We start from the raw sequence: 23,159 nt of genomic DNA, 5'->3' as shown, positions 1-23,159 counted from the left end.
GAGCGCGCGCATGCTGCGCGCGCAAGCCTTCTGGCACTGCGTGCGGTGGCAGGGGGCGGGTCGCCCCCTGCGGTCCGGGTTGCGCAGACTGCGCGCACCGCAGACAGGTCGCATGGTTTGCAAGGCAGCGGGCAGCGCTGATGCAACGGGTTGCCGTATTCGTGTTCGGTCTGGCGCTGCTGGCGGGTGCCGGGTTCTGGTGGCTCACACGTCCGCAAGGGTTGGATGATGCGGATATCGCCACGCTCATGGCGCTGGACGCCGATCCGGAGCGCGGTGCGGGCGTGTTCTGGGCGGGGGGCTGTGCGGGCTGCCATAGTGCCCCGGGGGCCGAGGATGACGACGCCCCCGTGCTGTCAGGCGGGCAGCGATTTGAAACGGAATTCGGGGTTTTCATCGCCCCGAATATCAGCCCGCACCCGGATCATGGCATCGGCACCTGGGGCCGGGCCGATTTTGCCAATGCGATGATGCGCGGCATCTCGCCGCAGGGGGCGCATTACTACCCGGCGTTTCCCTACACCGCATATGCCTTGGCCGATCTGCAGGAGATCGCCGATCTGCAGGCCTTCATCGCCACGCTTCCGCCCAGTGACGCCGTGGCGCCCGAGCATGAGCTGGCCTTTCCCTTCACGTTCCGGCGTGGCATCGGCCTGTGGAAGGCGCGATACCTTGGGGAGGACTGGGTCTTGCAGGGCGATCTGAGCCCCGAGGTGGAGCGCGGGCGCCATCTGGTCGAGGCGCTGGCCCATTGTGCCGAATGCCACACCCCGCGCGACAGTTTTGGCGGGCTGGACCGCGCCGCCTGGATGGAGGGTGCGCCGAACCCCTCGGGCGACGGGCGCATCCCGGGCATTACACCCGGGGCCCTGGGGTGGTCCCGGCAGGATATTGCGCTGTATCTGGAAAGCGGGTTCACGCCGGAATTCGATGTGGCGGGCGGGTCGATGGCAGCGGTGGTGCGCGCCATGGCGCGGCTGACGCCTGCGGATCGTGACGCCATTGCCGCGTATCTGCTGGCGCTGGAGTGACGGCTGCGCAAGCGCTGGCTGATGTCGATTTGACGGGCAACCCGGGGGCGGGCTGCCTTGCTGCGGCTTGGCCGACCTTGCCATGACCCTTGCAGCACCGCATAATCAGGAGGGTGTGGCCCGGGTGGGCCCCGTGCGCACAAGGGAATGCAGATGAACCCGACCGACAAGACATCGGCCGCCAACGGCCCGTTGCGCCTGACCTTTGGTGAGAAGTTCAGGCTGCAGACCTGGCTGATGGGGATCATCGCCTTTGCGGTGGTTCTGTTCCTGCTGGTGCAGGCGAAGTTCATCCTGATCTCGCTGGCGATTGCGATCATCCTGTTCTCGCTCACCTCGGATGCGATCAACTCGATCTCAAGGCTTCGGATCGGCAGCCTGCGGATCACCAACTGGCTGGCTTCGATCGCGGCGGTGTTTCTGATCGCATCGGGGATACTGATTCTTGCGGGCCTTGTGCTCTCGCAGATCAACACCGTGCTGACCACGACGCTGTCCTATACCGAAGACGCCCAGCGTGCCGTGGCGCAGATGTTTTCCTGGATGGGCGATGATGTGGAGGCCGCGGTGCTGGCCACGGTCCAGACCATTCAGGTGTCCGGCTATCTGCGCCAGGCGGCGGGGCAGGCGGGCACCATCCTGTCGCATGCGATCCTGATCATCCTGTTCGTGGGCTTCCTGTTTGCCGAACGGGTCTGGTTCGGCACCAAGCTGGAGAATCTGCTGTCGGACAGGACCAAGGCCGAGCGGGTGAGCCGCATCATCGCCTCGATCATCCGCCGGGTGAACCGCTATCTGCTGGTCAAGACGGCGGTCAGCTCGGTCACCGGCCTGGCGATCTTTCTGATGATGAGCTTCTTTGGCCTCGAGTTCGCTGTGGCCATGGGGCTTTTGACCTTTGTGCTGAATTTCATCCCCGCCGTGGGGTCCATCGCGGCCACGCTGGTGGTGACCCTGGTCGCCTATATCCAGTTGCCAGAGCCGCAAACGGCGCTGCTGATCTTTGTGCTCACGGGGATGATCCAGTTCATGCTGGGCAATGTCATCGACCCGATGCTCATGGGCAAGACGCTGCGGCTGTCCTCTTTCGGGATCATCGTGTCGCTGTCCTTCTGGGGGGCGGTCTGGGGGGTGCCGGGCATGTTCCTGGCGGTTCCGATCATGGTGGGGGCGATGATCGTGTGCTCGCACATCCCCTCGGCCAGACCCATGGCGGTGCTGCTGTCACGCGAAGGCCTGCCCGAAGAAGAGGAGTTTCCACCGCTGATCACGCCTTCCCCGCAAAAAGCGCCCGAAGCCGAGCCTCCGGCGCGAAGCTATGCCGAGGCGGAGGCCAAATACACCGCCGTCGTATCCGGACCATCCGAACGCCGCGCGTCCTGACCGAACGCGGGTCACGCCGCCGCTGCGCGCCTTTTGCTGGCGCGCGGGCGTGGGGCCTGATCCTGTCGCCCTGCCCATTATGGAGCCTTCATGCACAGACTTGGCACTTACGCCTGGGTCATGACCGTCATCGCCACGCTGATGGTTCTGGTGGGAACGCTGACCCCACCGTCCGAGATGCCGAAGGACATTCCCGGAAGCGACAAGCTGCATCATTTCCTGGGCTTCATGGCCGTGGTGCTGCCGGTCTGCGTGGTCTACCCGCGCAGTGCCATATGGCTGGTGCCGGCGGCAACCGGCCTGGGGATATTGATCGAATTCCTGCAACCGCTGGTCGGGCGCGGGTTCTCTGTGGGCGATATGGTCGCCAACGGGTTTGGTGCGCTGGCAGGCGGGGTCGCGGGATGGATACTGCATCGCCCGGTCAAGCGTGCGATTGCGCTGGCGCGGCGCTGATCACGCTCCCGGATGGCCGCAGGCAGCGCCCCGGCGCTGCCTTCAGGGAGCGGGCATCCGCTCTTCGACCATGCCCACAAACCAGCTGGCGCCGATGGGGATGATCTCGTCGTTGAAATCATATTCCGGGTGGTGCAGCTTTGCCCCCGGCCCCGCGCCCAGCACGATATAGGCGCCAGGGCGTTCCTCCAGCATATAGGCGAAATCCTCGCCGCCCATGTTGTAGGGGCCTTCGATGCAGCGCCCGGTGACGCCGCGGCCGATCTTCATGGCGACCTCGGTTTCGGCGGCGTGGTTCACCATGACCGGATAGCCGCGCATGTAATTGACCTCGGCCCGGGCGCCATGGGCGGCGGCGGTGTGGGTGAGGATGTCGGTGATCCGCGCCTGGGCCATGTCGCGGGTTTCGGGCGTCAGGGTGCGCACAGTGCCCTTGAGCAGCACGCGCTGGGGGATGACGTTGAACGCCTCGGATTCGGTGCGGAAGGTGCAGACCGACACCACGACCTGCGCCACCGGGTCGGTGTTGCGGCTGACCACGGTTTGCAGCGCCAGCACCACCTGCGCGGCGGCCACCGTGGGGTCGATGCAGTCATGCGGCTTGGCAGCGTGCCCGCCACGGCCTTCGATGCTGACCTCGAACTCATCGGCCGAGGCATAGAACGGCCCCGAGCGGATGACGAATTCGCCGAAGTCATGCCCGGGGCGGTTGTGCATGCCGTAGACCTCGTGGATGCCGAATCGCTCCATCAGCCCTTCGTCGCACATGACCTTGGCGCCGCCGCCGCCCTCTTCGGCGGGCTGAAAGATCAGCACCACGGTGCCGTCGAAATTGCGCGTTTCGGCCAGGTAGCGCGCGGCGCCCAGCAGCATGGTGGTGTGGCCGTCATGGCCGCAGGCATGCATCTTGCCCGGGATGGTCGAGGCATGGGGCAGGCCGGTGGCTTCGTGGATCGGCAGGGCGTCCATATCGGCGCGCAGGCCCACCACCTTGCCCGAGGCCGCTTGCCGCCCCTTGATCACGCCCACGACACCACTTTTCGCGATCCCTTCGACAACCTGGTCGCAGCCCATCTCGCGCAGGGCCTGGGCGACGCGGCTGGCGGTGCGGAAACAGTCGAAGCCCAGTTCAGGATGTGCGTGAAGATCACGCCGGAACGCGCTGAGTTCGGGCAGCATTTCAGAAAAGCGGTTGCGGATGGGCATGGGGACTCCGGGGTTTGAATTGGGCGAAGCTTAGGGCAGGGCGCGGGGCTGGACAAGGGGCGCATGGCAGGGTTCACTGCACACCGGAACAGGAGGCTTTGCCATGCAGAACACATCGGACATCTTGGAGCGGATCGCGCAGCACGCGCCGGACCTGACGGCGCTGGCGGACCGGGTCTGGGACACGCCGGAAACGCTCTATGCGGAATATGCCTCTTGCGATGCGCATGTCGAGACATTGCGCGCCAAGGGGTTCCGCGTGACCGAAGCGCTGGCCGGGATCCCCACGGCGGTCATGGGCGAGGCGGGCAGCGGCGGGCCGGTGATTGCCATTGTGGGCGAATATGACGCCCTGCCGGGGTTGAGCCAGGTTTCGGGCATCGCCGAGCCGCAGGAGCTGGTGCCGGGGGGCGACGGCCATGGCTGCGGGCACAACCTGCTGGGGGCTGCGGCGCTGCTGGCGGCCTGCGCGGTCAAGGACTGGCTGGAGGCCACGGGCACCCCCGGCCGCGTGCGCTACTACGGCTGCCCGGCCGAGGAAGGGGGCGCCGCCAAGGCCTTCATGGTGCGCGAGGGCGCCTTTGCCGATGTGGATGCGGCGATCACCTGGCACCCCAACTGCTTTACCATGGTGGATGACCCGCTGGCGCTGGCCAACACGCGGATCGATTTCACCTTTGCGGGGCGGTCCTCGCACGCGGCCATGTCGCCGCATCTGGGCCGGTCGGCGCTGGACGCGGTAGAGCTGATGTCGGTCGGCGTGAATTACATGCGCGAGCATATGCCCGCGGATGCGCGCATCCATTACGCCTATCTGGACGCGGGCGGCAAGGCGCCGAATGTGGTGCAGGGGCGGGCGCAGGTGCGGTATTCCATCCGCTCGCTCAGTTCCGCAACGGTGCAGGAGCTGGTGGCGCGGGTGCGCAAGGTGGCGCAGGGGGCGGCGTTGATGACCGAGACGCAGGTCAGCGACCGGATTTTCAGCGCAGTCTCCAGCCATCTTGAGAACCTGACCATGGACCGCGCCATGCAGGATGTTCTGGACGAGATCGGTGGCGTGCCTTTTGACGATGCCGACCGGGCCTTTGCCGCGCGGATTCAGGCGACTTTGACCGAGGGCGACATAGCCACCGCCTATGCCCGCGTGGCGCGTGACCCCGAGCCCGATACGCCGCTGTTTGACGGGGTGGTGCCCATGCGCCCGGGCGGGCAGGTCATGGTGGGATCGACGGATGTGGGCGATGTGACCTGGGCGGTGCCGACGACCGAGGTTCTGGTGGCGACCCATGCGATCGGCACGCCGGGGCATAGCTGGCAGACCACCGCGCAGGGTAAGATGCCAGCGGCACATAAGGGGATGACCCATGCCGCCAGCGCCATGGGGCGGCTGGCGCAGAAGCTGATCGCGGACCCGGCGCTTCTGGCGGCAGCGCAGGAAGAGCATCAGGGGCGGCTGGCGCGCACGCCCTATATCTGCCCAATCCCTGATGACGTTCTGCCGCCGATCCAGCCCCGGGCGGCGGAATGAAGCGGATGGGTGGATAGAAGCGCCCCCGAGCCGCGCTCCCACCCGCCCACCCTGCGCGCCTCGGGGGCGCTGACCGGCGCGGGCGCCGGTCAGCGGATGGTCGAATGGGGGAGCGGTGGGGCGAAACTGAAGTTACGCCGGGCGACGGCATCGCTGCGCCCGGCGCTGGAGGCTTCAGGCCAGCATGAGCATCGGCGCTTCCAGATAGCCGATCACGGCTTTCAGGTATTCCGCCCCCAGGGCGCCATCGATCACGCGGTGATCGACCGAGAGTGTCATCGACATCACCGTGGCCACGGCCAGTTCGCCATCCTTGCCGACTACCGGCTGTTTCACCCCGGCGCCCACGGCCAGGATGGAGCCATGCGGCGGGTTGATGACGGCGTCGAAGTTTTCAATCCCGAACATGCCGAGGTTGGAGATCGCCATGGAGCCGCCGACATATTCATGCGGGGCAAGCTTGCGGTTGCGGGCGCGGGTGGCGAGGTCCTTCATCTCGGCCGAAAGCGCGGAGAGGGTTTTCGCGTGGGCGTCCTTCAGGACGGGGGTGAACAGCCCGCCTTCGACCGCCACGGCCACGGCCACATCCGAGGGTTTGAGCCGCAGGATGCGGTCGCCGGCCCAGACGGCATTGGCGTCGGGGACGTCCTGCAGCGCCAGGGCGCAGGCCTTGATGATGAAGTCATTGACCGAGAGTTTCACCCCGCGCGCTTCAAGCTGGGCGTTGAGCTCACCGCGGAACTTCAGCAGCGGGTCCAGCACGACCGAGCGGCGGAGGTAGAAATGCGGAATGGTTTGCTTGGCCTCGGTCAGGCGGGCGGCGACGGTGCGGCGCATGCCGTCGAGCTTGACCTCTTCATACTCGCGCCCCTCGAACATGCGGGCCACGGCGTCGGCGGCGGGGCCGCTGGGCATGGCGCCGGGTTGGGACGCGGCTGGCGCCGGGGCGGTTTCAGCTTTGGCGGCTTCGACATCGGCCTTGACGATGCGGCCATGGGGGCCGGAGCCCTTGATCTGCGACAGGTCCAGCCCCTTGTCGGCGGCGATGCGGCGGGCGAGGGGGGAGGCGAAGATGCGGCTACCGTCACCGCCCTTGGGCGCCGCGGGCGCCGTGGCGGAGGGAGCGGGCGCGGCGGAGCCCCCGCTGGGGGCCGCCTTCGCGCCCGCCTCGGCCCTGGGGGCCTCGGGCGCGGGGGTATCGGCGGCGGTGTCGATATCCTCGGCGCTTTCGCCGTCATCGAGCAGGACGGCGATGGGGGTGTTGACCTTCACCCCTTCGGTGCCCTCGGCGACCATGATCTTGCCGATGGTGCCTTCGTCCACGGCTTCGAATTCCATGGTGGCCTTGTCGGTCTCGATCTCGGCCAGGATATCGCCGGAGGCGACGGTGTCGCCCTCCTTGACCAGCCATTTGGCCAGCGTGCCTTCCTCCATGGTGGGCGAGAGGGCGGGCATCAGGATTTCTGTTGGCATGGTACCCTCCCTCAGCGATAGGTGACCTTGCGCACGGCGTCGATCACCTCATCGGTGGTCACCAGCGCAAGTTTTTCCAGATTGGCGGCATAGGGCATGGGCACGTCCTTGCCGGTGAGGTTGATCACCGGGGCGTCAAGGTAGTCAAACGCGTGCTCCATCACCACCGAGGTGATGTAATTGCCGACCGAGGATTGGGGGAAGCCCTCCTCGACCGTGACCAGGCGGTTGGTCTTGCGCACCGAGGCGAGGATGGCGTCGGTGTCCATGGGGCGGAGGGTGCGCAGGTCGATCACCTCGGCCTCGATCCCGTCCTGGGCCAGTTTCTCGGCGGCTTCCAGCGCATAGGTCATGCCGATGCCGAAGCTGACGATGGTGACGTCCGAGCCTTCACGCCAGGTCTTCGCCTTGCCGAAGGGGATGGTCAGGTCATCGATATCCGGCACGTCGAAGCTGCGGCCATAGAGGATTTCGTTTTCCAGGAAGATCACAGGGTTGGGGTCACGGATGGCGGATTTCAGCAGGCCCTTGGCGTCGGCGGCGGAGTAGGGCATGGCAACCTTCAGCCCGGGGATATGCGAATACCAGGCGGCGTAGCACTGGCTGTGCTGGGCGGCGACGCGTGCGGCGGCGCCGTTGGGGCCGCGAAAGACAATGGGGCAGCCCATCTGGCCGCCGGACATGTAGAGCGTCTTGGCGGCTGAATTGAGGATCTGGTCCATGGCCTGCATGGCAAAGTTGAAGGTCATGAATTCGACGATGGGCCGCAGTCCGCCGAAGGCCGCGCCGACGCCGATACCGGCGAAGCCGTGTTCGGTGATAGGCGTGTCCACCACGCGGCGGGCGCCGAATTCGTCCAGCAACCCCTGGGTGATCTTGTAGGCGCCCTCGTATTCCGCGACTTCCTCGCCCATGACGAAGACTTCATCCTTGCGGCGCATTTCTTCGGCCATGGCGTCGCGCAGGGCTTCGCGCACGGTCTGTTTCTTCATCGGCGTGTCCGCGGGCCAGTCGGGGCTGGTGTCCGGCTTTGGTTGTGCGGGGGGGGCGGCCTTCGCGGAGCCCCCTTCGGGGGCCGCCTTGTCGCCGGCGTCAGCCGCCGGGGCGGCTGACGGCGCGGGCTCGGACCCGGTGTCGATGTTGTCGGCGCTTTCGCCCTCTTCGACCAGCACGGCGATGGGGGTGTTGACCTTCACCCCTTCGGTGCCTTCGGCAACCAGGATCTTGCCGATGGTCCCTTCATCCACCGCTTCGAATTCCATGGTGGCCTTGTCGGTTTCGATCTCGGCGATGATGTCGCCGGCGGCGACGGTGTCGCCTTCCTTGACCAGCCATTTTGCGAGCGTGCCCTCTTCCATCGTGGGTGAAAGGGCGGGCATCAATACTTCGGTTGCCATGTGTTTCCTCTCCCCTCAGGCGTTCTGCGGCACGTCATCGGCGTAGATATCGGTCCAGAGCTCTTCGAGCGCGGGCTCGGGGCTTTCCTTGGCGAATTCGGCCGAGTCGTTGACCACAGCCTTGATATCCTTGTCGATGGCCTTGAGGTCATCTTCGGTGGCATGTTTGCCCTGCAGCAGCAGGTCGCGCACATGTTCGATGGCGTCGCGTTCCTCGCGCATTTTCTGGACCTCGTCACGGGTGCGATACTTGGCCGGGTCGGACATGGAGTGGCCACGGTAGCGATAGGTCATGATTTCAAGGATATACGGCCCCTTGCCGGCGCGGCAGTGGGCCACCGCCTTTTCGCCGGCGGCCTTGACGGCCAGCACGTCCATGCCGTCCACTTCCTCACCGGGGATGCCATAGGCGGCGCCGCGTTCCCACAGGCTGGGGGATTTGGTGGCGCGCTGGACCGAAGTGCCCATGGCGTATTTGTTGTTTTCGATCACGAAGATCACCGGCAGGTCCCACAGCATCGCCATGTTGTAGGTTTCATAGACCTGGCCCTGGTTGGCCGCACCATCGCCGAAATAGGTGAAGGTGACATTGTCATTGCCCTTGTACTTGTCGGCAAAGGCAAGGCCCGCACCGATTGGCACCTGAGCGCCGACGATGCCGTGGCCACCGTAGAAATGTTTCTCTTTCGAGAACATGTGCATGGAGCCGCCCTTGCCTTTGGAATAGCCCCCCTCACGGCCGGTGAGTTCGGCCATCACGCCATTGGGATCCATGCCGCAGGCCAGCATATGCCCGTGATCGCGGTAGGATGTGACGCGCTTGTCGCCTTCCTTCGCGGCGGCTTCCAGCCCTACGACAACCGCTTCCTGGCCGATGTAAAGGTGGCAGAACCCGCCGATGAGGCCCATCCCGTAAAGCTGCCCGGCCTTTTCCTCGAATCGCCGGATAAGCAGCATGTCACGGTAGTAGCCAAGCAGCTCATCCTTTGAAATGTTGGACTTTGCAGTCGATTTTCGCGCAGCCATCGCGGTCGCCCCTTGTTGTTGCGGCCAATAGTTCAGTGTTAAACTATTTGATAGCGCATTATCCGCTGCGGGGCAAAGACGTTTTCCAAAGCCGCCGCGGGGGTCAGCGGATGACGATTTCGGACGGGTGCATCAGGCCCAGGACCTGGCGGGCCTGCTGGTCCAGAAGCTCGATATCCAGATAGTCCTCGGACAGGCGGCGGGTGCGGTTCTGATACTGGGCCAGTTCCTGTTGCAGCGCGTCCCGCTTGCTGCGCAGGGTCACGTTTTCGGCTTCGATCTGGATGCGGTTGAACAGGCCGTAATCCCCCTGCACGGCGGCAAAGCCGAAATACCCGCCCATGACCACAAGCGCCGTGACATGCAGCGCCACGACAAATGCCGATCGGTTCCGTTTCATGTGCCTGCGACCTGCCTGGAATTGTTGTTCCAGGAACTATGCCACAGTCCAGCGCCCAAGGGAATCCCCTGCGGCGGGTCGCCCGGCTCAACTCATGAAGATCCCGACGACGACCATCATCAGCCCCAGCACCGACACCGCAAGGGCCCCGAAATTCACCAGAACCGCGTGCTGCAGCCGGGCGCGCAGGTCGATTTCGTCGCGCGCTTCACGCCGGGCGCGCATGGCAAACAGGATGCACCAGACAAGCGCACCGACGCCCGCCAGCGAAACTGCCGCCCCTGTCCAGATCAGCCAGTCCATCCTGCCCTCCGTCACCAAGCACAGGACGGGGTTAGCGCGGTTCCGGCCAAGGCGCAACTGCGACTGCGGGCAGGCTTGCGGCGCCCGTGCGACCGAATTAGGAACAGGGAAAATCATCAAGGGCAGGAGCGCCGACCATGAACACCCCCGATGCCTATAGCGTCACAGCCGATGAACTGCGCCAGTTCATCGAAAGGTTCGAGCATCTGGAAGCCGAGAAGAAGGACATTGCCGACCAGCAGAAAGAGGTCATGGCCGAGGCCAAGGGCCGGGGCTATGACACCAAGGTGATCCGCAAGATCATCGCCATGCGCAAGCGCAAGCCCGATGAAATCGCCGAAGAAGAGGCGATTCTGGAGGTCTACAAGGCCGCGCTGGGGATGGAGTGACGCGCCGCGCTCAGGGCGTCAGCACCCGAACGCCCTCGATGGCGCGAATTGCGTCCATGTCCTGATCGTAAAGCTCGGTCAGGACTTCGACCATGTCCTCGGTCCAGCCGGGCAGGTTCAGGTCCACATCCACCTTTTCGGCATCAAAATACTTGTCCAGAAAGGCGCTGATGATCCGGCGGCGCTGATCCTCGGTCTGGGGGGGGTGGTGCTCCAGCCAATTCAGCATCAGTTCCAGACCCTCGGGGCGCATGACCTGGGCGAACCAGTCATAAGTATGGCGCAGCGTGATGCCATCGGGGTGGGCACTGACCGCGCGCAGGATGTCATTCCACAGATATGGCGTATCCTCATCGCACCAGATCGTCAGGGGAACATCGGGGCAGGCGGTGCGCATGGCGTTGACGACGGCTGACCAGCGCAGATCGGCGGGGGTGGTGGTGCTCAGGATCCGCTCGCGCGCCTTGTCATGGGCCACATCAACCAGTGACGCCATGAATGTGGCCGGGTTGCGCACGGCCAGGAAGGCTTCGACCGGGTGATTGGGGAACAGGTTGCGCAGCGCCGAAAATTTCTCGGCGGCCTGGGGGTAGAGCGCCGAATCGCGGATCGCCCAGCCGCGCGGCCCCAGGAATTCCGCCGATGACAGTACCATCCGCTCGGCGCCATCCATGTTCAGGATATCATCCAGCAATGCCGCCGTTGTCTCGGCGCTGGCACGCGCCCCCTGCAGCCGCTCGGTCGCCGCGCGCAACAGTTCACGATATTTGCCGGGCCCCGGCACGGCAATCGCCTGCCCGGCCAGCAGATCGCGGTTCTTGATCAGGCAGCGTGACAGCCGGTCATCGTCGGTCAGATGTGCGCCAAGGTGAAGGGATATCTTCATGCCTGCTCCGAAGCCTTTGTCCGATTTTGGCCGCAACGACACCGTGCATCAGGGTCGGGTGCGGCACTGCCCGTGCATGGTGCAGTCTGGCCATCCAATATGGCGGCTGCAAGGCGTATTCTTGACGGTTTGGCAGCACGCTCCCGCCGCTGCCCTTTCCTGGAAACGGTGGCTTGAGCCCGCCGCATTTTCGCCCTATGCAGGGTCCGGGCCGGCTTAGCTCAGTTGGTAGAGCAGTGGTTTTGTAAACCGAAGGTCGGGGGTTCGAGTCCCTCAGCCGGCACCATTCATCCAGGCCGCACCATGCGTCATCCGCGCTGATGTCAGCAAATGACCCTGATCGCGCATGTCGGTGCGCATCCTGTGCGCTTCACCGGGCTTGCGGCATCGGTGCCCAAGTGTCGCCCTGACGGGCTTGCCCGGGGCGGGCCGGTTCATCCAGATCCAGTCCGCCCAGGCTCGCCGCAACTGCGCGGGTCAGCGCGATGATCTCTTGCCCCATCCTTGCACGGAATGCCGGGCTAAACACGCGTGTGGAGCCTGCAGCGCCGATCGACATGGTTGCGCCAAAACCGGTTTCTCCCAGCGGGGCCGCAACCGAACACATGCCGCGATCAATCTCCTCAACGCATTCGGCGTAGCCGCGTTGCCGGATCACCTGAAGTTCCGCCTCCAGATCTTCGACCCGGGTGAGCGTGAATTCGGTAAAGGCTTTCAGCCGCCCCTCCAGAGCCCCGGTCGCGCGTAGATTGCTCGAGAATGCGGCGACCGCCTTGGAGCAGGAACAGGCATGAAGCGGACGCTTGCCAAGTCCGGGATGCAGGTAAGACACGCCGCTTTCGGGGGTTTCCACGTGGATGATTTCCACCGCCCGGCCACGCAAGCGCGACAGGAAGAATACCGCACCGTGCCGGGTGGCCGCCTGTTTGAGGGCAGGGGCAATGATCTCCAGCAGGGCACGGTCGGATTGCTCGGAACGTGTGATCCGTTTCAGTCGGTTGCCGATGGCGAACCGGCCCCGGGCCACGGGTTCCAGCAGCCCCGCACCCACCAGGTCCTGCGCCAGCCGATAGGCCGAGGGCTTGGGCAGATCCGAATGGGTGCAGATATCGGCCAACGTTGCCGCGCCCTTCTGGCCGACGATCTCAAGGATCAGTGTCAGACGTTCAAGACGCAGGTTTTCTCAATTCATAATACAAGGTTTTTCGATTTACAGGATTTCAGGGGACTCAAGGGAGGGATTCGCCATGGACGGAGCGTGTTGCGGACCTGGCTATGCAAGCTCCGCCGAGGCGATCAGGGCCCCTCGGGAGAAGTTGCTTTATACGATCGCCATATACACCGGGACCGGCATCCAGAAGCCGGATTATCTGGCAACGGTGGACGCCGATCCGGACAGCCCGACCTGTTCCCAGGTGATTCACCGGCTGGAGATGCCCGCGATCGGGGATGAGCTGCATCACCTGCGCCGCCCGGCTGACCAGGGGTGACGTGGATCAGCGCTGACAGGTCGCGCTGAGCAACCGACAGATCACCGAGGGCTATGAGATCCTGCCGGTCAACCCGAACCCCAGGGTGACCGAGATCCGCGGCCTTCCAGTCTATCGATCGCTCCAGGAGATCGGCCGCCCGGTCGATATGGTCGTGGTGTTTCGACCCAGTGCAGAGCTGTACGGCATCGCCGAACAGGCCATTGCAATCGGCGCCAAGGACCTCTGGGGGCAGATCGGCGTCTATGATGACCGCGCGGCGCGGCTGGCCGAGGATGCGGGGCTGAAAGTGGTCATGGACCGCTGCCCCAAGATCGAACTGTTCCGCCCCTTTGGAAACCCAGGCTTGACCTCGCAATCTAGCGCGTGCTGCGCTCAAGCGACTTCGCGGCCCGCGGCGCTGAAGACCCTGGCCCGGTCCTCCTCGGCCAAGCGGTCACAAACCTGCTCCGGGCAAGGGGCACCTCGCTCGCCCCCATTTCCCGCGCAGTCAGCGTCGCCACAGATGCGCCTGGCTGGCCAGCAGGCCCTGCAGTTTCGACAGGAGGCGCAGCGCGGGACCGCCTTGTGCCACCGGTCCATGGGCCAGCCGGTGCAGGGCCAGTTCCGGGCTGCAGGGCAAACCGGTCACCGGGTCCATGTAGCGAGGATAGGCGATCAGGGTGGCATGGACCAGGGCCAGCAGGTCCGGCCGCGCCCGGCGCCGGGCTGGCTGGGCCGCCAGATCCCGGGTCAACCCCCAGCCTGCGTAGAAGGGGCGCCCGAGGGTGACCACCGGCTTGCCGCGCAACAGCGCCTCGAACCCCGTGAGCGAGGTGATGGTCCAGACCTCATCAACCCGCGAAAGCAGGGCGGCGGGGTCGGTGTGGGTGACGATCACAACGGCCAGCGCGCGGGCCTCGGGCTCAGGGATGATGCCGGGGCGCAGGCCGGCTTCGACATCCGGGTGCGGCTTGTAGATCACCACCGCATCGGGGTTGGCGGCGCGGGCCGCACGCAGCAGGTCCAGATTGGTCCGCACATCCACAGCGCCCAAGCGGATCGAGGCGTCATCCTCAACCTGGCCCGGCACCAGAATTCGGTGCCCGGGCGGCAAATCCGGCGGCGGGGTGCCCAGATTGTATTTTGATACGCCCCGTTCAACCAGCGCCTGAACCAGCCGTTCGGCACGGGCGCGGCCCCCCGGGGGCGGTTCGGTCGCAATCAGCCGCTCAAGCCGGCTTTCGCGCGTGGGATCGTAATAGATGCCCAGGTCATCGGCCACCAGCGACATGGGCGGGATCAGCTCCGCCCCCAACCCGCGTGAGCGCAGAAACCCGTCCTCAACCCGCCGCAGCGGCAGGCCAGCCGCGGTTTGCGCAAGCGTGGCGCTTTCCCGCCCGGCCCAGACCAGGATACCGCGCCCCTCGGCCCCGGCGCGGGCGACGGCTTGCGCGTCATCGCTGGCAAAGCGCAGTCGCCGCCAGCGGCCATGGAACCGCTGCAACGGCGCGCGCTTCCACAGGCGCATCCCCAGCGCCACATGGCCCGCGCGATCCTCGCGCCAGGCACGGACCTGGGCCTCCAGATGGTCCAGCGCGTCCTCGAACCGGCAAAGCTGGTCACGGCAGGGGTCATACCAGACCGGGGCCAGCAGCATGGCGGCGGCGAAAAGCTGGGCGCGGCTGAGGGTGCGGCGGCGGCGTGGATGGGGGGTCTCATCGCGCGTCAGGCCCCATCCAGCATAGAAGGGCAGCCCCAGCACCCGCGGGCGGTGCCCGGCGAAGATCGCCTCGAACCCCAATTGCGACGATACCGTATAGACCGCCTGCGCGCCCTGCAGAAGTTGCCAGGGCGACACCGGCGTGTCCAGCAGCGTCATGCGATCCGTCGTCGCATCGGCGGCGGTGAAATGCCCGATGCGGTGTCCGCCCGCGGTTTCGGGGTGGGTCTTGATCACCACCCGCGCACCGGGGTTTTCCGCCTGGGCGGTGACCAGCATCTCGCGGAAAATGTTGGGCGGAAGCGGGCCATCCAAACCCCCATGGCGGAGCGAGGCATCGCCGCGCACCTGGTCGATGACCAGCACATAACCCGGGTCCGGCAGGGGCGCGTGGGGGTCATGGCCGTTGTATTTGGACAAATCCAGTGCCTGCAACCGGGCCGCACCGATACGGGCGCGTTCCAGCAGGGCGTGGTCATCCAGCGGGTGGGTGGCCAGCAATTGCTCCAGCGCCGAGGGCCGGGCCGGGGCGTAATGCGCGCCGCCGGTGGGGTCAATCATCAGGCCCAGGGGCGGCTCCCCCCCGATGCGCCCGGGCAGGACCGAGCGCAGGAACGCATCCTCGATCCGCACAAGCTGCGCGCCGCTGCGCGCGGCTACGGCCTCGGCTCGCCAGGCGGTCGGGCCATGCCCCCAGGCGGCCACCGCGTCATCACGTCCCGGCCAGCCCGGGCGCAGGGGCCAGCCCGCCAGTGCCAGAATGCGGCGGATGCGGCGCGGTTGGGCAGCGGGAAACAGAAACCCGCCGCTGAACGCGCGCAGCATTCGGGCGGCGGGTTGATCTGTCGGCACGCGCTGGGTCAGTCGGTGCTTCCTTCGGCCAGCGATTGCACGCTTCCGGCCGCGGACAGCGTGCCGGTCAGCGCTGCGATCTGGCGCGACCAGGCAACCGAAGAGGCTTCGGTCACATAGACGGTGTCGCCGTCGCGGATCTTGAAGTCGCGGGCGTTGAACATGCCGTTGGGTGCGGTGAGGTCCAGAACGTAGACAAAGCGCTGTTCGCCAAGGATCCGGGGGTCGTCCAGAATGGCGCGGGCCATTTCCTCGGGTTCGTCGCGGAACACGAAGACGCCCTTCGGATCGGCGCGCAGCGGGTCGAGGCCGCCGACCATGGCAATCGCTTCCATGGCCGAGATCACCGGCGCTTCGAAGGGCAACCGGCTGGAGGTCCCGGTGGCGCCCAGGACGGCAAAGGCCCGGCGGTCGCCTTCGATCTGGACCCGGTCGCCGCCGCGCAGGGCGATGTCAAAGGAGGGCGTTTCCAGGATGTCATTGAGGAACACGCTTTCCTGCCGCTTGCCCCGTGTCAGACGCACAACCGCCCGCTCGGCCGGAATTGCAGGGCCGCCGGCTGCGGCGATCATTGCACTCAGCCGCCGTGTCGGGCGTTCGATCGGATAGACCCCCTGGGCGTTGACCTCGCCCAGAACGGTAACGGTGCTGCCATCGCCGCCCGCGCGGGACACCATGACCTGCGGGTCCGGGGTCTGTTCGTCCAGAACCTCGCTCAGGTTGCGGCGCAGGGCTTCGGGGGTGCGCCCGGCGGCGCGGATGCGTCCGGCATAGGGCACAAAGACAAAGCCCGCATCGTCCACCTGCACCTCGGTCAGGATGGCGTTGTTCACCTCGGGGCCAGCAAACAGCCCCTCGGCAACGTTTTCAAAGATGTTCAGGGTGATGGTATCACCGGGCTGGATGGTGTCGCCGCCCAGCAAGGCGCCCTGTCGCAACCCGGTGCTGAAGCCCATCGAGGGCACCTGCGCCGCGGTCCGCGCAACGGCCCGGTTGACGGCAACAATATAAGCGTCCCCTTCACGCAGGACCGAGCCGGAGAAGATTTCATCCATGCTGGGCCCGGAGCGGGGCGGGGTGCAGGCTGCCGCAAGGCCCACAAACGCGGCGAGGGCCAGAGTACTGGCCCTGAGGGGAATTCTGTCGATCACTGCTCGGGCTCCTTTTCGGAACTGCCTTATTATTTCGGAATACCGCCTCGGTCTTTTTTTGCAACGTAGCGAAAATCGCCGTGTTCTCCAAGCGTTGATTGTCAGCCGCCTGGGCGGACAAGCCGCAACTGTTGCCTTGGCGCCGCGCTTCCGCGCTCCAGCGCCTCATAAGGATCATCGGGGGCCAGCATCATATCCACCACCTGGCGCAGCAACATCCGCCGCCCGCGAAAGGAATAAAAACCGCCCGCAACCTGCGAGGTTTCCAGCAGAAAATGCCGATAGTCCCGATACGCCCGCGCATCGGGACGGCGCGGGGCGGCAAAGAATTCGGCCAGCGGCTGGTCAGAGACGAACTCGGGCTTGCCATAGACCGCATTGCCAAAGACCTTCAGCGGCATTCCGCGCCAGAGCACCTGTTGCGCGGCGGTGGAATTGACCGTCACCGCGCTGCGGGCATGGTCCAGCAGGCTGGCCAGCTTGCCGCCGCGCAGGTAATGCACCCGCGCTTCCAGACCATAGTCCCGGGCCAGACGGCGCAGGATGCGGCGGATCGGCTCGCGCCCGTCCTCCAGCGGATGGGCCTTGAAGACGATGTGGTGATGGTGCGGGGCGCCTTCGGCAAAGCCGCGGATGCAGACCTCCAGAAATTCCTCCATGCTGCGAAAGCTGCTGTGGGCGGTGAAACTGGAATCATGGGCCAGTTGCAGCAGCACCACATGATAGGGAAAGCCTGCATTGCGGATACGCCACTGCGCCACGCGCCGCTCGATCGACGTCAGAGGCATGGCCCACAACCGCTTGATATAGTGACGGAATTCCTGCGCCACGGTCAGGGCACGATGCGGTCTGAACTGCCGGTAGCCGTGATTCAGCAGCAGCACGAAGGCATGATACAGCGCCCCGTAGAAGATATGTTCGCGCATGTCGCCCCAATGTGCGGGCGGGTCGGGCTGGTCGATATCGCAACCCTGCAGCGCCGCGCGCATCTGATCCACCGAAAGCCCCATCAGGCGCGAGTTTCCGTTGGAGCCGCCGCGCTCATAGGTCACCCAATAGGGGCGCATGTAGCCCTCTTCAAAGACATGCACGGTGACATTGCGCGCGCGTGCCGCGTCCACCGCGCGCGCGTGGATGGGACGAACATCGCCATAGAGGACGATATCCGTAATTTCCTTTTCATCCAGGAGCTTGCACAGTGTGTCAGGCCAATCTTCCGGTGCGCCGCGATAGGGAATGTAGCTGTCCCGGTCCGGCCAGAACGCCTGATCCCCGCGGTTGAAGCCCACGCGCCAGACCGTCGCGCCAGAGGCCTGGACCATCCGGCCCAGTCGTCCGAAAAACGGCCCATGCGGCCCCTGCAGGAACAGGAACCGCCGGTTGTCGCCCGTCAAACCCATGGTCATGTCAAATCGGTACTCCGCACATCGGGCACTGGCCCCGAAAGGGTTGGAACGTCATGGTGCCTTGGATTTCGTTAAAATTCCAAGAGAATGCGTCAATAATATGGCGCAATGCAGCAAGGCGCGGGCAGGGCGCTCTTGCTCCCCCCGGTCCAAGGCTATACCTGCGCAATCGAAACAGGAGCACGCGCATGTTCACAGGCATCATCACCGATATCGGCACCGTCACGCAGTTGCAGCACGAGGGCGACCTGCGCGCGCGGATCGCAACCCGCTATGATACCGGCGGCATCGACATTGGCGCCTCGATCGCGTCGGACGGGGTCTGCCTGACCGTGGTGGCGCTTGGCCCGGACTGGTATGAGGTGCAGGTCTCGGCAGAAACGGTCGCCAAGACCAACCTGGGCGGCTGGACCGTCGGCAAGCGTGTGAACCTGGAGCGCGCGTTGCGGGTCGGCGATGAACTGGGCGGCCATATCGTCTCGGGCCATGTGGATGGCGTGGCCGAAGTTCTGGAGCTGCGCGATGAAGGGGCCAGCACCCGGTTCCGGTTCCGCGCACCGGCAGAGCTTGCCGCCTTCATCGCGCCCAAGGGGTCGGTGGCGCTCAATGGGACATCCCTGACCGTGAACGAGGTTGACGGCACCGAGTTCGGCGTGAACCTGATCCCGCACACCAAGACGGTCACCACATGGGGTGATACGGCGCAGGGCGATCTGGTCAATCTGGAGATCGACACGCTGGCGCGTTACGTGGCGCGGCTGCGGGATTGGGAAAACAGCGCAAGCCGTTGATCTGGAAGAGATAAAGGGGCAGGGGGGTCAGAGCCCCCGCGCCCGGAACCAGGTGCGAACACGCTCCAGCGTGGGTTCATCCCAGCCTTCCGGCTCGGTCAGTGCAAGCCAGCTGTCCAGATAATGCTCACCCGCATAGGCATGACCGACGCCAATCGGCGTGCGGAAGGATCCGGTCAGATCCGTGAAAAGCTGCAGAAAGGTGACCACCGGCAACCAGCGAAACGCCGGCGAAACATCCGGCGCCCGCGGGCTGAGCCATGCCGGCCTGCGCCAGAGCGTCTCGGGCTCGAAAAACGTAATCGCATCAGAAGGGTATTGCAGATAGAGGATACGCAGCGGACCCCAGGGTGCATCGCCGTGGTCAGGAATGCCCTGCTGCGTGGCAAACCGCACGAGCGAGCCGTCCTGAACCACCGGACGCCAGGCGGGGCTGTCAGGGGTGCGCCGGGCAGTGAACTGCTGCCACAGCGGATTGGTAAAGGTCGGCCCGGCCCAGAAGGCACCGTCATAAGGCTCGGGCAGGATATCCCAGACATCGGCGGACAATTCGGAGTTGAACGAGCCCAGGCTGAGGCCATGCAGATACAGGCGCGGGCGATCCTCGGGCGGAAGTTCGCGCCAGTGTTCATAGACGCGGTGAAAGGTTTCGCGCGCGGTCTCGACCCCATATTCAGGTTCAAGAAGCAGCGACAACCAACTGGGAAGATAAGAATATTGCACGCTGACCGAAGCTACGTCCCCGCGCCACAGGAATTCCAGCGACGACAGGCTTCCGGGGTCGATCCAGCCGCGCCCCGTGGGCGTGGCGATGACCAGGATCTCGCGCGAGAAGGCATCCGTGCGGATCAGCTCGGCCAAGGCCAGTTCCGCGCGCTCCTCGGGCGTTTCGGCCGAGGCAAGGCCCACATAGACCCGCGCCGGGTCCCGCCCGGGCTGGCCCGTGACCTCGGCGATCTGCCCGGCATCGGGGAAAGCGGCGATGCGCGCGCGCCCCGGGGCGCTGAGTTCCTCCCACACCAGGAATGACCCGGGACCGCCAGTTTTCGCCGGATCGGTGGGGCGGTCAATTTCCGGGTTTATCAGGGTGTTGACCTGCAAGGCTGCGCGATCCAGCGACCGCAGGATCGCGCCTGCCAGAACCCCGTTGCCCAATGTCCAGAACAGCGTGGCAGTGATCAGAAGCGCGCCCAGCAACGCAACCCGGTCCGGCAGATACCGCGCCATGCCATTGGCAGCCGCCACCACCAGCATCCGCGCCATCCGTCCCAGTATCAACCCCGGCACAACAATCAGCGTTGCAACGGCAGCGATGGTAAACGGACGGGCGCTTTCCACCGGCTCCATCCCTGAAACGGCATGCACGGCATTCTGCCAGCCTGTCACCCGGGCCAGGCCAAAGATGACGGTGCCCGCCGCCACCGCCCAGGCCAGCCACGACAACCAGGCCGGACGCCAGCGCGGCAGCCCCAGCCAGCGCCAGACTCCCACCAGCGCCACACCCGCCCCATAGACCGCCAGAAAGGCGATCCCCGCCAGAATGCCCTGTGTCACCCCCTCACGCGGGATCAGCGACGGCGTCAGCGAGGCCGTGAAGGCCGCTGCCGCAGCGACCAGCGCCAGCGGCGCCAGCGGCGCAAACAGCGATTGATGCGAGAAGGGCGGTTCCATGTGCGCTTCATTCAACCAGATAGAGGCCTGACGTCCAAGCCCCCGACAAGGGACCGGCGCACAGCCTGTTCTGATAGATAATTCAGGCGGTTTCAATTGGTTCCGCAGGTCATGCGACAGCCGATCACGCACTTGCGCAACAACCTGCGCCGTGGCACACAGCCGCATCACAGACCGGAGCCTCCGATGACCGACTTGACCGATCCGACCCGCCGCCTGAACCTGTGGCCCGAAAGCGCCTCGCGGCCCGTGGGAACGGCGATCCAGCCCTCGGTCGTCTATGCCTCGCCGGACCCGGATACGCTCGACGCGCAGTATGAAGGGCGGCTGCACGGATATACCTATGCGCGCGAAGGCCACCCCAATGCGACCGTCCTGGCCCGGCGCATCGATGCTCTGGAAGGCGTGTCGGACGGGATCATGACCGGATCCGGCATGGCGGCGGTGACGGCGGCGTTGATGGGCGTTCTGAGGACCGGCGACCATGTGATTGGCGGCGATCAGCTTTATGGCCGGTCGTTGCGGTTGATGGGGCAGGACCTGCCACGGCTGGGCATCGCCACGTCGCTGTCAGATCCCACCGATGCCGAGCGATTCATCGCCGCGATCCGCCCCGAAACCCGGATGATCCTGCTGGAGGTTGTGTCCAACCCGACACTGCGTGTGGCCGACATGCAGGCCATCGCCGCCGCGGCCCGCGAACGTGGCATCCTGCTGGCTGTGGACAACACATTCACCACGCCGCGCGGCTGCCGGGCCATCGATCTGGGCGCCGATATCGTGATCCATTCCGTCACCAAGATCCTGGCCGGGCATTCGGATGCCACGCTGGGCTATATCGCCGCAACTGACCCGGATGTGCAGCGCGCCATCACCGATTTCGCGGTCACCACCGGCATGACCGCCAGCCCCTTTGACTGCTGGCTGGCCGAGCGTGGCCTGCTGACGTTCCCGTTGCGCTATGACCGGGCGGAGGCCAATGCCCGCGCTCTGGCGGACCATCTGGCCGGGTTGCCCGGCATACGCCGTGTGCTCTATCCGTTGCGCCCGGATCACCCGGATCACAACCGGGCGCGCTGCATCCTCGGCGATCGGGGCGGGCATATGGTCAGCTTCGAGCTTGACGGCGGGCGCGCGCAAGCCAACGCGTTGACCCGCGCCGCGCCGGACATCGCCTTTGCGCCGACGCTGGGCGATGTGAACACCACGCTGTCGCATCCGGCGTCATCTTCGCATCGCGGCCTGACGCCCGAGGCCCGCGCCGCACTTGGCATAACCGAAGGGTTCTTTCGCGTTTCGGTTGGGATCGAGGATATCGAAACCCTGAAGGCCGAGTTCGAAGCGGCAATCAGTAACGCAGGCAGGGCGTGAAACACCGGCGGTAATGAATTGAAAACAATGACAATGCCGCCGAGCAGCCCCGTTCGGTTATAACCAGTTATATAACATAATACTGATTATGGGATTTCTTGATCCACTGATATCCGGTGATACCGGCCGCGATCCGGCCTGCCCGGCGCGAAGGCGCTGGCTGTCAGCGCTCGTGCGATGCGTCGGGGCTGTGATCGTCGCTGCCGATCTGTTCCATGGAACTGGCGCGCGGCATGGTGCCGGTATCCGGGCGCAGGCGCGTCTGCAGGACCGGACGGTTGGCCGAGACATTGGCCCGCCCCTCGCGCGTCAGGATATAGATGCCGCTGGCGATGATCACCCCGGCCCCCAGCACGGTGGCGCCATCAGGCAATTCGTCAAAGAACAGCCAGCCCAGCAGCGTCGCCCACAGGATCTGCGAATACTGCATGGGCGCGATCAGTGCCGCCTCGGAGGCCTTGTAGGCCGCGATCACGCACAGGCTGGCCACAAAGGCCAACCCGGCTATGGCCGCGACAGCGGCAAAGTCGCCCAACGGCATGGGCTGATAGACAAAGGGCAAGGCTGCGCCCATGATCACCAGATTGGCCATCATCGGATATAGTAGCAGCACGACATTGCGTTCCTCGGTGCCGATACGGCGCACGATGATCGCCGCCAGCGCGCTGCCCACGGCGCCCAGCAATGCGGCGCCATGGCCCAGGCTCATGCCATCGCCCCCGCCCGGGCGCAGCACGATCAGCACGCCGATCAGCCCCACCAGCACGGCACCCGCACGGTGCAGCCCGACCCGTTCGCCCAGGATCGGAACCGCCAGCACGGTGATCAGCAGTGGCGCGGCAAACAGGATTGCATAGACCTGTGTCAGTGGCAGCACGGAAAACGCGTAGAAGACTGACACCCCTGTTACCACCGACGCCGCCGTGCGCACCGCGGTCCAACCCGGGTGCCGTGGCAGCAACGTGCCGTCGGTGCGGTCGCGCATCAGCATCACCATGGCCAGCGGCAGCCCCAGCAGCACACTGAAGAACACGGTCTGAATGGGCGCGTAGGACCCGCCCAGCGTCTTGATCACCGCGTCATGGCCGGAAAACAGCGCGAACGCCAGCAAGGCCAGCAAGGGACCGCGAGTCGTGTATAAGAACGGTGTCATGGCGGAGACCGATTTGGTGTTGCCGGAAGACCTGGCATTTCTGACGTTGCCAGAAGACCTGGCATTGACATTAGCGCTAACACGGCTGTCTGGC

General features: G+C 65.4%; 20 protein-coding genes, 1 tRNA gene and 2 pseudogenes. 10 read left to right on the top strand and 13 right to left on the bottom strand.

Annotated features, from left to right (window positions below; translation table 11 throughout):
- Positions 1-140 precede the first annotated feature (140 nt).
- From HUK65_RS09075 to HUK65_RS09065, 3 genes are all read left to right on the top strand, one after another.
- A complete protein-coding gene (locus HUK65_RS09075; RefSeq protein ID WP_179905846.1) occupies positions 141-1,031 on the top strand; it encodes a c-type cytochrome in 891 nt (296 codons plus the stop codon).
- A 237-nt stretch (positions 1,032-1,268) separates the two neighbouring features.
- Entirely contained in the window at positions 1,269-2,414 is a 1,146-nt protein-coding gene (locus HUK65_RS09070; RefSeq protein WP_235441863.1) for an AI-2E family transporter, read from the top strand.
- 90 nt (positions 2,415-2,504) lie between these two features.
- Positions 2,505-2,870: a VanZ family protein gene (locus tag HUK65_RS09065; protein ID WP_179905844.1), complete on the top strand. Its 366-nt coding sequence runs from the start codon at positions 2,505-2,507 to the stop codon at positions 2,868-2,870.
- Between the two features lie 42 nt (positions 2,871-2,912).
- Here HUK65_RS09065 and HUK65_RS09060 read toward each other — a convergent pair whose 3' ends face one another.
- Positions 2,913-4,076 (bottom strand): M20 aminoacylase family protein, encoded by a 1,164-nt coding sequence (locus HUK65_RS09060; protein ID WP_179905843.1) that lies wholly within the window; start codon positions 4,074-4,076, stop codon positions 2,913-2,915.
- Positions 4,077-4,179: 103 nt separating this feature from the next.
- Here HUK65_RS09060 and HUK65_RS09055 point away from each other — a divergent pair, with 103 nt between their 5' ends.
- Positions 4,180-5,604: an amidohydrolase gene (locus HUK65_RS09055; protein ID WP_179905842.1), complete on the top strand. Its 1,425-nt coding sequence runs from the start codon at positions 4,180-4,182 to the stop codon at positions 5,602-5,604.
- 174 nt (positions 5,605-5,778) lie between these two features.
- On the opposite strand, the gene HUK65_RS09050 is transcribed toward HUK65_RS09055, so the two are convergent.
- The 5 genes from HUK65_RS09050 to HUK65_RS09030 all read right to left on the bottom strand — a co-directional run bounded on the left by HUK65_RS09050 (position 5,779) and on the right by HUK65_RS09030 (position 10,203).
- The gene (locus HUK65_RS09050) at positions 5,779-7,077 is read right to left on the bottom strand and encodes a pyruvate dehydrogenase complex dihydrolipoamide acetyltransferase (RefSeq protein WP_179905841.1); all 1,299 of its coding nucleotides are present in this window, start codon (positions 7,075-7,077) and stop codon (positions 5,779-5,781) included.
- 11 nt (positions 7,078-7,088) lie between these two features.
- Positions 7,089-8,474: a pyruvate dehydrogenase complex E1 component subunit beta gene (locus tag HUK65_RS09045; protein WP_179905840.1), complete on the bottom strand. Its 1,386-nt coding sequence runs from the start codon at positions 8,472-8,474 to the stop codon at positions 7,089-7,091.
- Positions 8,475-8,489: 15 nt separating this feature from the next.
- Positions 8,490-9,500: a pyruvate dehydrogenase (acetyl-transferring) E1 component subunit alpha gene (pdhA, locus tag HUK65_RS09040; protein ID WP_179905839.1), complete on the bottom strand. Its 1,011-nt coding sequence runs from the start codon at positions 9,498-9,500 to the stop codon at positions 8,490-8,492.
- A gap of 103 nt (positions 9,501-9,603) precedes the next feature.
- A complete protein-coding gene (locus tag HUK65_RS09035) occupies positions 9,604-9,900 on the bottom strand; it encodes an FtsB family cell division protein (RefSeq protein WP_179905838.1) in 297 nt (98 codons plus the stop codon).
- An 87-nt stretch (positions 9,901-9,987) separates the two neighbouring features.
- A complete protein-coding gene (locus HUK65_RS09030; protein WP_179905837.1) occupies positions 9,988-10,203 on the bottom strand; it encodes a hypothetical protein in 216 nt (71 codons plus the stop codon).
- A gap of 137 nt (positions 10,204-10,340) precedes the next feature.
- On the opposite strand from HUK65_RS09030, the gene HUK65_RS09025 reads away from it, so the two are divergent.
- Entirely contained in the window at positions 10,341-10,592 is a 252-nt protein-coding gene (locus tag HUK65_RS09025; protein WP_179905836.1) for a DUF2312 domain-containing protein, read from the top strand.
- A gap of 10 nt (positions 10,593-10,602) precedes the next feature.
- Here HUK65_RS09025 and HUK65_RS09020 read toward each other — a convergent pair whose 3' ends face one another.
- The gene (locus HUK65_RS09020) at positions 10,603-11,478 is read right to left on the bottom strand and encodes a hypothetical protein (RefSeq protein WP_179905835.1); all 876 of its coding nucleotides are present in this window, start codon (positions 11,476-11,478) and stop codon (positions 10,603-10,605) included.
- Positions 11,479-11,688: 210 nt separating this feature from the next.
- Here HUK65_RS09020 and HUK65_RS09015 point away from each other — a divergent pair.
- Positions 11,689-11,764, top strand: a tRNA-Thr gene (locus HUK65_RS09015).
- Positions 11,765-11,848: 84 nt separating this feature from the next.
- On the opposite strand, the gene HUK65_RS09010 is transcribed toward HUK65_RS09015, so the two are convergent.
- On the bottom strand, positions 11,849-12,640 hold the full coding sequence (locus HUK65_RS09010; protein ID WP_268839354.1) for an IclR family transcriptional regulator: 792 nt from the start codon (positions 12,638-12,640) through the stop codon (positions 11,849-11,851).
- 85 nt (positions 12,641-12,725) lie between these two features.
- Between HUK65_RS09010 and HUK65_RS09005 the strand changes: the two are divergent.
- Both HUK65_RS09005 and HUK65_RS18730 read left to right on the top strand, forming a co-directional pair.
- Positions 12,726-12,944 (top strand): annotated as a pseudogene (locus HUK65_RS09005) (selenium-binding protein SBP56-related protein); the annotation flags it as partial.
- Positions 12,945-13,053: 109 nt separating this feature from the next.
- A pseudogene (locus tag HUK65_RS18730) lies at positions 13,054-13,227 on the top strand (CoA-binding protein); the annotation flags it as partial.
- A gap of 231 nt (positions 13,228-13,458) precedes the next feature.
- Here HUK65_RS18730 and HUK65_RS08995 read toward each other — a convergent pair.
- The 3 genes from HUK65_RS08995 to HUK65_RS08985 form a co-directional block, all read right to left on the bottom strand.
- Entirely contained in the window at positions 13,459-15,495 is a 2,037-nt protein-coding gene (locus HUK65_RS08995; RefSeq protein WP_179905834.1) for a capsular polysaccharide biosynthesis protein, read from the bottom strand.
- 35 nt (positions 15,496-15,530) lie between these two features.
- Complete coding sequence (locus tag HUK65_RS08990; protein WP_179905833.1) at positions 15,531-16,577, bottom strand: polysaccharide biosynthesis/export family protein; 1,047 nt, start codon at positions 16,575-16,577, stop codon at positions 15,531-15,533.
- A gap of 197 nt (positions 16,578-16,774) precedes the next feature.
- Entirely contained in the window at positions 16,775-18,073 is a 1,299-nt protein-coding gene (locus tag HUK65_RS08985; protein ID WP_407692426.1) for a capsule biosynthesis protein, read from the bottom strand.
- 194 nt (positions 18,074-18,267) lie between these two features.
- Between HUK65_RS08985 and HUK65_RS08980 the strand changes: the two genes are divergently transcribed.
- Positions 18,268-18,870, top strand: a complete 603-nt coding sequence (locus HUK65_RS08980; protein ID WP_179905831.1) for a riboflavin synthase — start codon at positions 18,268-18,270, stop codon at positions 18,868-18,870.
- Positions 18,871-18,897: 27 nt separating this feature from the next.
- Here HUK65_RS08980 and HUK65_RS08975 read toward each other — a convergent pair whose 3' ends face one another.
- The gene (locus HUK65_RS08975) at positions 18,898-20,541 is read right to left on the bottom strand and encodes an alpha/beta hydrolase (protein ID WP_179905830.1); all 1,644 of its coding nucleotides are present in this window, start codon (positions 20,539-20,541) and stop codon (positions 18,898-18,900) included.
- 186 nt (positions 20,542-20,727) lie between these two features.
- On the opposite strand from HUK65_RS08975, the gene HUK65_RS08970 reads away from it, so the two are divergent.
- Positions 20,728-21,912, top strand: coding sequence for a trans-sulfuration enzyme family protein (locus HUK65_RS08970; RefSeq protein WP_179905829.1), 1,185 nt, complete (start codon positions 20,728-20,730; stop codon positions 21,910-21,912).
- Positions 21,913-22,075: 163 nt separating this feature from the next.
- Here HUK65_RS08970 and HUK65_RS08965 read toward each other — a convergent pair whose 3' ends face one another.
- Positions 22,076-23,065, bottom strand: a complete 990-nt coding sequence (locus tag HUK65_RS08965) for a DMT family transporter (RefSeq protein WP_179905828.1) — start codon at positions 23,063-23,065, stop codon at positions 22,076-22,078.
- Positions 23,066-23,159 lie beyond the last annotated feature (94 nt).

The organism is Rhabdonatronobacter sediminivivens (genome assembly GCF_013415485.1).
GTDB lineage: Bacteria > Pseudomonadota > Alphaproteobacteria > Rhodobacterales > Rhodobacteraceae > Rhabdonatronobacter > Rhabdonatronobacter sediminivivens.
This window is presented reverse-complemented; position numbering and strand designations above follow the sequence as displayed.

Excerpts from the sequence above, each read along its gene's own strand:
- HUK65_RS09075 (WP_179905846.1), top strand. The coding sequence starts at position 141 with ATGCAACGGGTTGCCGTATTCGTGTTCGGTCTGGCGCTGCTGGCGGGT.
- HUK65_RS09070 (WP_235441863.1), top strand. The coding sequence starts at position 1,269 with ATGGGGATCATCGCCTTTGCGGTGGTTCTGTTCCTGCTGGTGCAGGCG.
- HUK65_RS09065 (WP_179905844.1), top strand. The coding sequence starts at position 2,505 with ATGCACAGACTTGGCACTTACGCCTGGGTCATGACCGTCATCGCCACG.
- HUK65_RS09060 (WP_179905843.1), bottom strand. The coding sequence starts at position 4,076 with ATGCCCATCCGCAACCGCTTTTCTGAAATGCTGCCCGAACTCAGCGCG.
- HUK65_RS09055 (WP_179905842.1), top strand. The coding sequence starts at position 4,180 with ATGCAGAACACATCGGACATCTTGGAGCGGATCGCGCAGCACGCGCCG.
- HUK65_RS09050 (WP_179905841.1), bottom strand. The coding sequence starts at position 7,077 with ATGCCAACAGAAATCCTGATGCCCGCCCTCTCGCCCACCATGGAGGAA.
- HUK65_RS09045 (WP_179905840.1), bottom strand. The coding sequence starts at position 8,474 with ATGGCAACCGAAGTATTGATGCCCGCCCTTTCACCCACGATGGAAGAG.
- pdhA (WP_179905839.1), bottom strand. The coding sequence starts at position 9,500 with ATGGCTGCGCGAAAATCGACTGCAAAGTCCAACATTTCAAAGGATGAG.
- HUK65_RS09035 (WP_179905838.1), bottom strand. The coding sequence starts at position 9,900 with ATGAAACGGAACCGATCGGCATTTGTCGTGGCGCTGCATGTCACGGCG.
- HUK65_RS09030 (WP_179905837.1), bottom strand. The coding sequence starts at position 10,203 with ATGGACTGGCTGATCTGGACAGGGGCGGCAGTTTCGCTGGCGGGCGTC.
- HUK65_RS09025 (WP_179905836.1), top strand. The coding sequence starts at position 10,341 with ATGAACACCCCCGATGCCTATAGCGTCACAGCCGATGAACTGCGCCAG.
- HUK65_RS09020 (WP_179905835.1), bottom strand. The coding sequence starts at position 11,478 with ATGAAGATATCCCTTCACCTTGGCGCACATCTGACCGACGATGACCGG.
- HUK65_RS08995 (WP_179905834.1), bottom strand. The coding sequence starts at position 15,495 with ATGCTGCGCGCGTTCAGCGGCGGGTTTCTGTTTCCCGCTGCCCAACCG.
- HUK65_RS08990 (WP_179905833.1), bottom strand. The coding sequence starts at position 16,577 with ATGGATGAAATCTTCTCCGGCTCGGTCCTGCGTGAAGGGGACGCTTAT.
- HUK65_RS08985 (WP_407692426.1), bottom strand. The coding sequence starts at position 18,073 with ATGGGTTTGACGGGCGACAACCGGCGGTTCCTGTTCCTGCAGGGGCCG.
- HUK65_RS08980 (WP_179905831.1), top strand. The coding sequence starts at position 18,268 with ATGTTCACAGGCATCATCACCGATATCGGCACCGTCACGCAGTTGCAG.
- HUK65_RS08975 (WP_179905830.1), bottom strand. The coding sequence starts at position 20,541 with ATGGAACCGCCCTTCTCGCATCAATCGCTGTTTGCGCCGCTGGCGCCG.
- HUK65_RS08970 (WP_179905829.1), top strand. The coding sequence starts at position 20,728 with ATGACCGACTTGACCGATCCGACCCGCCGCCTGAACCTGTGGCCCGAA.
- HUK65_RS08965 (WP_179905828.1), bottom strand. The coding sequence starts at position 23,065 with ATGACACCGTTCTTATACACGACTCGCGGTCCCTTGCTGGCCTTGCTG.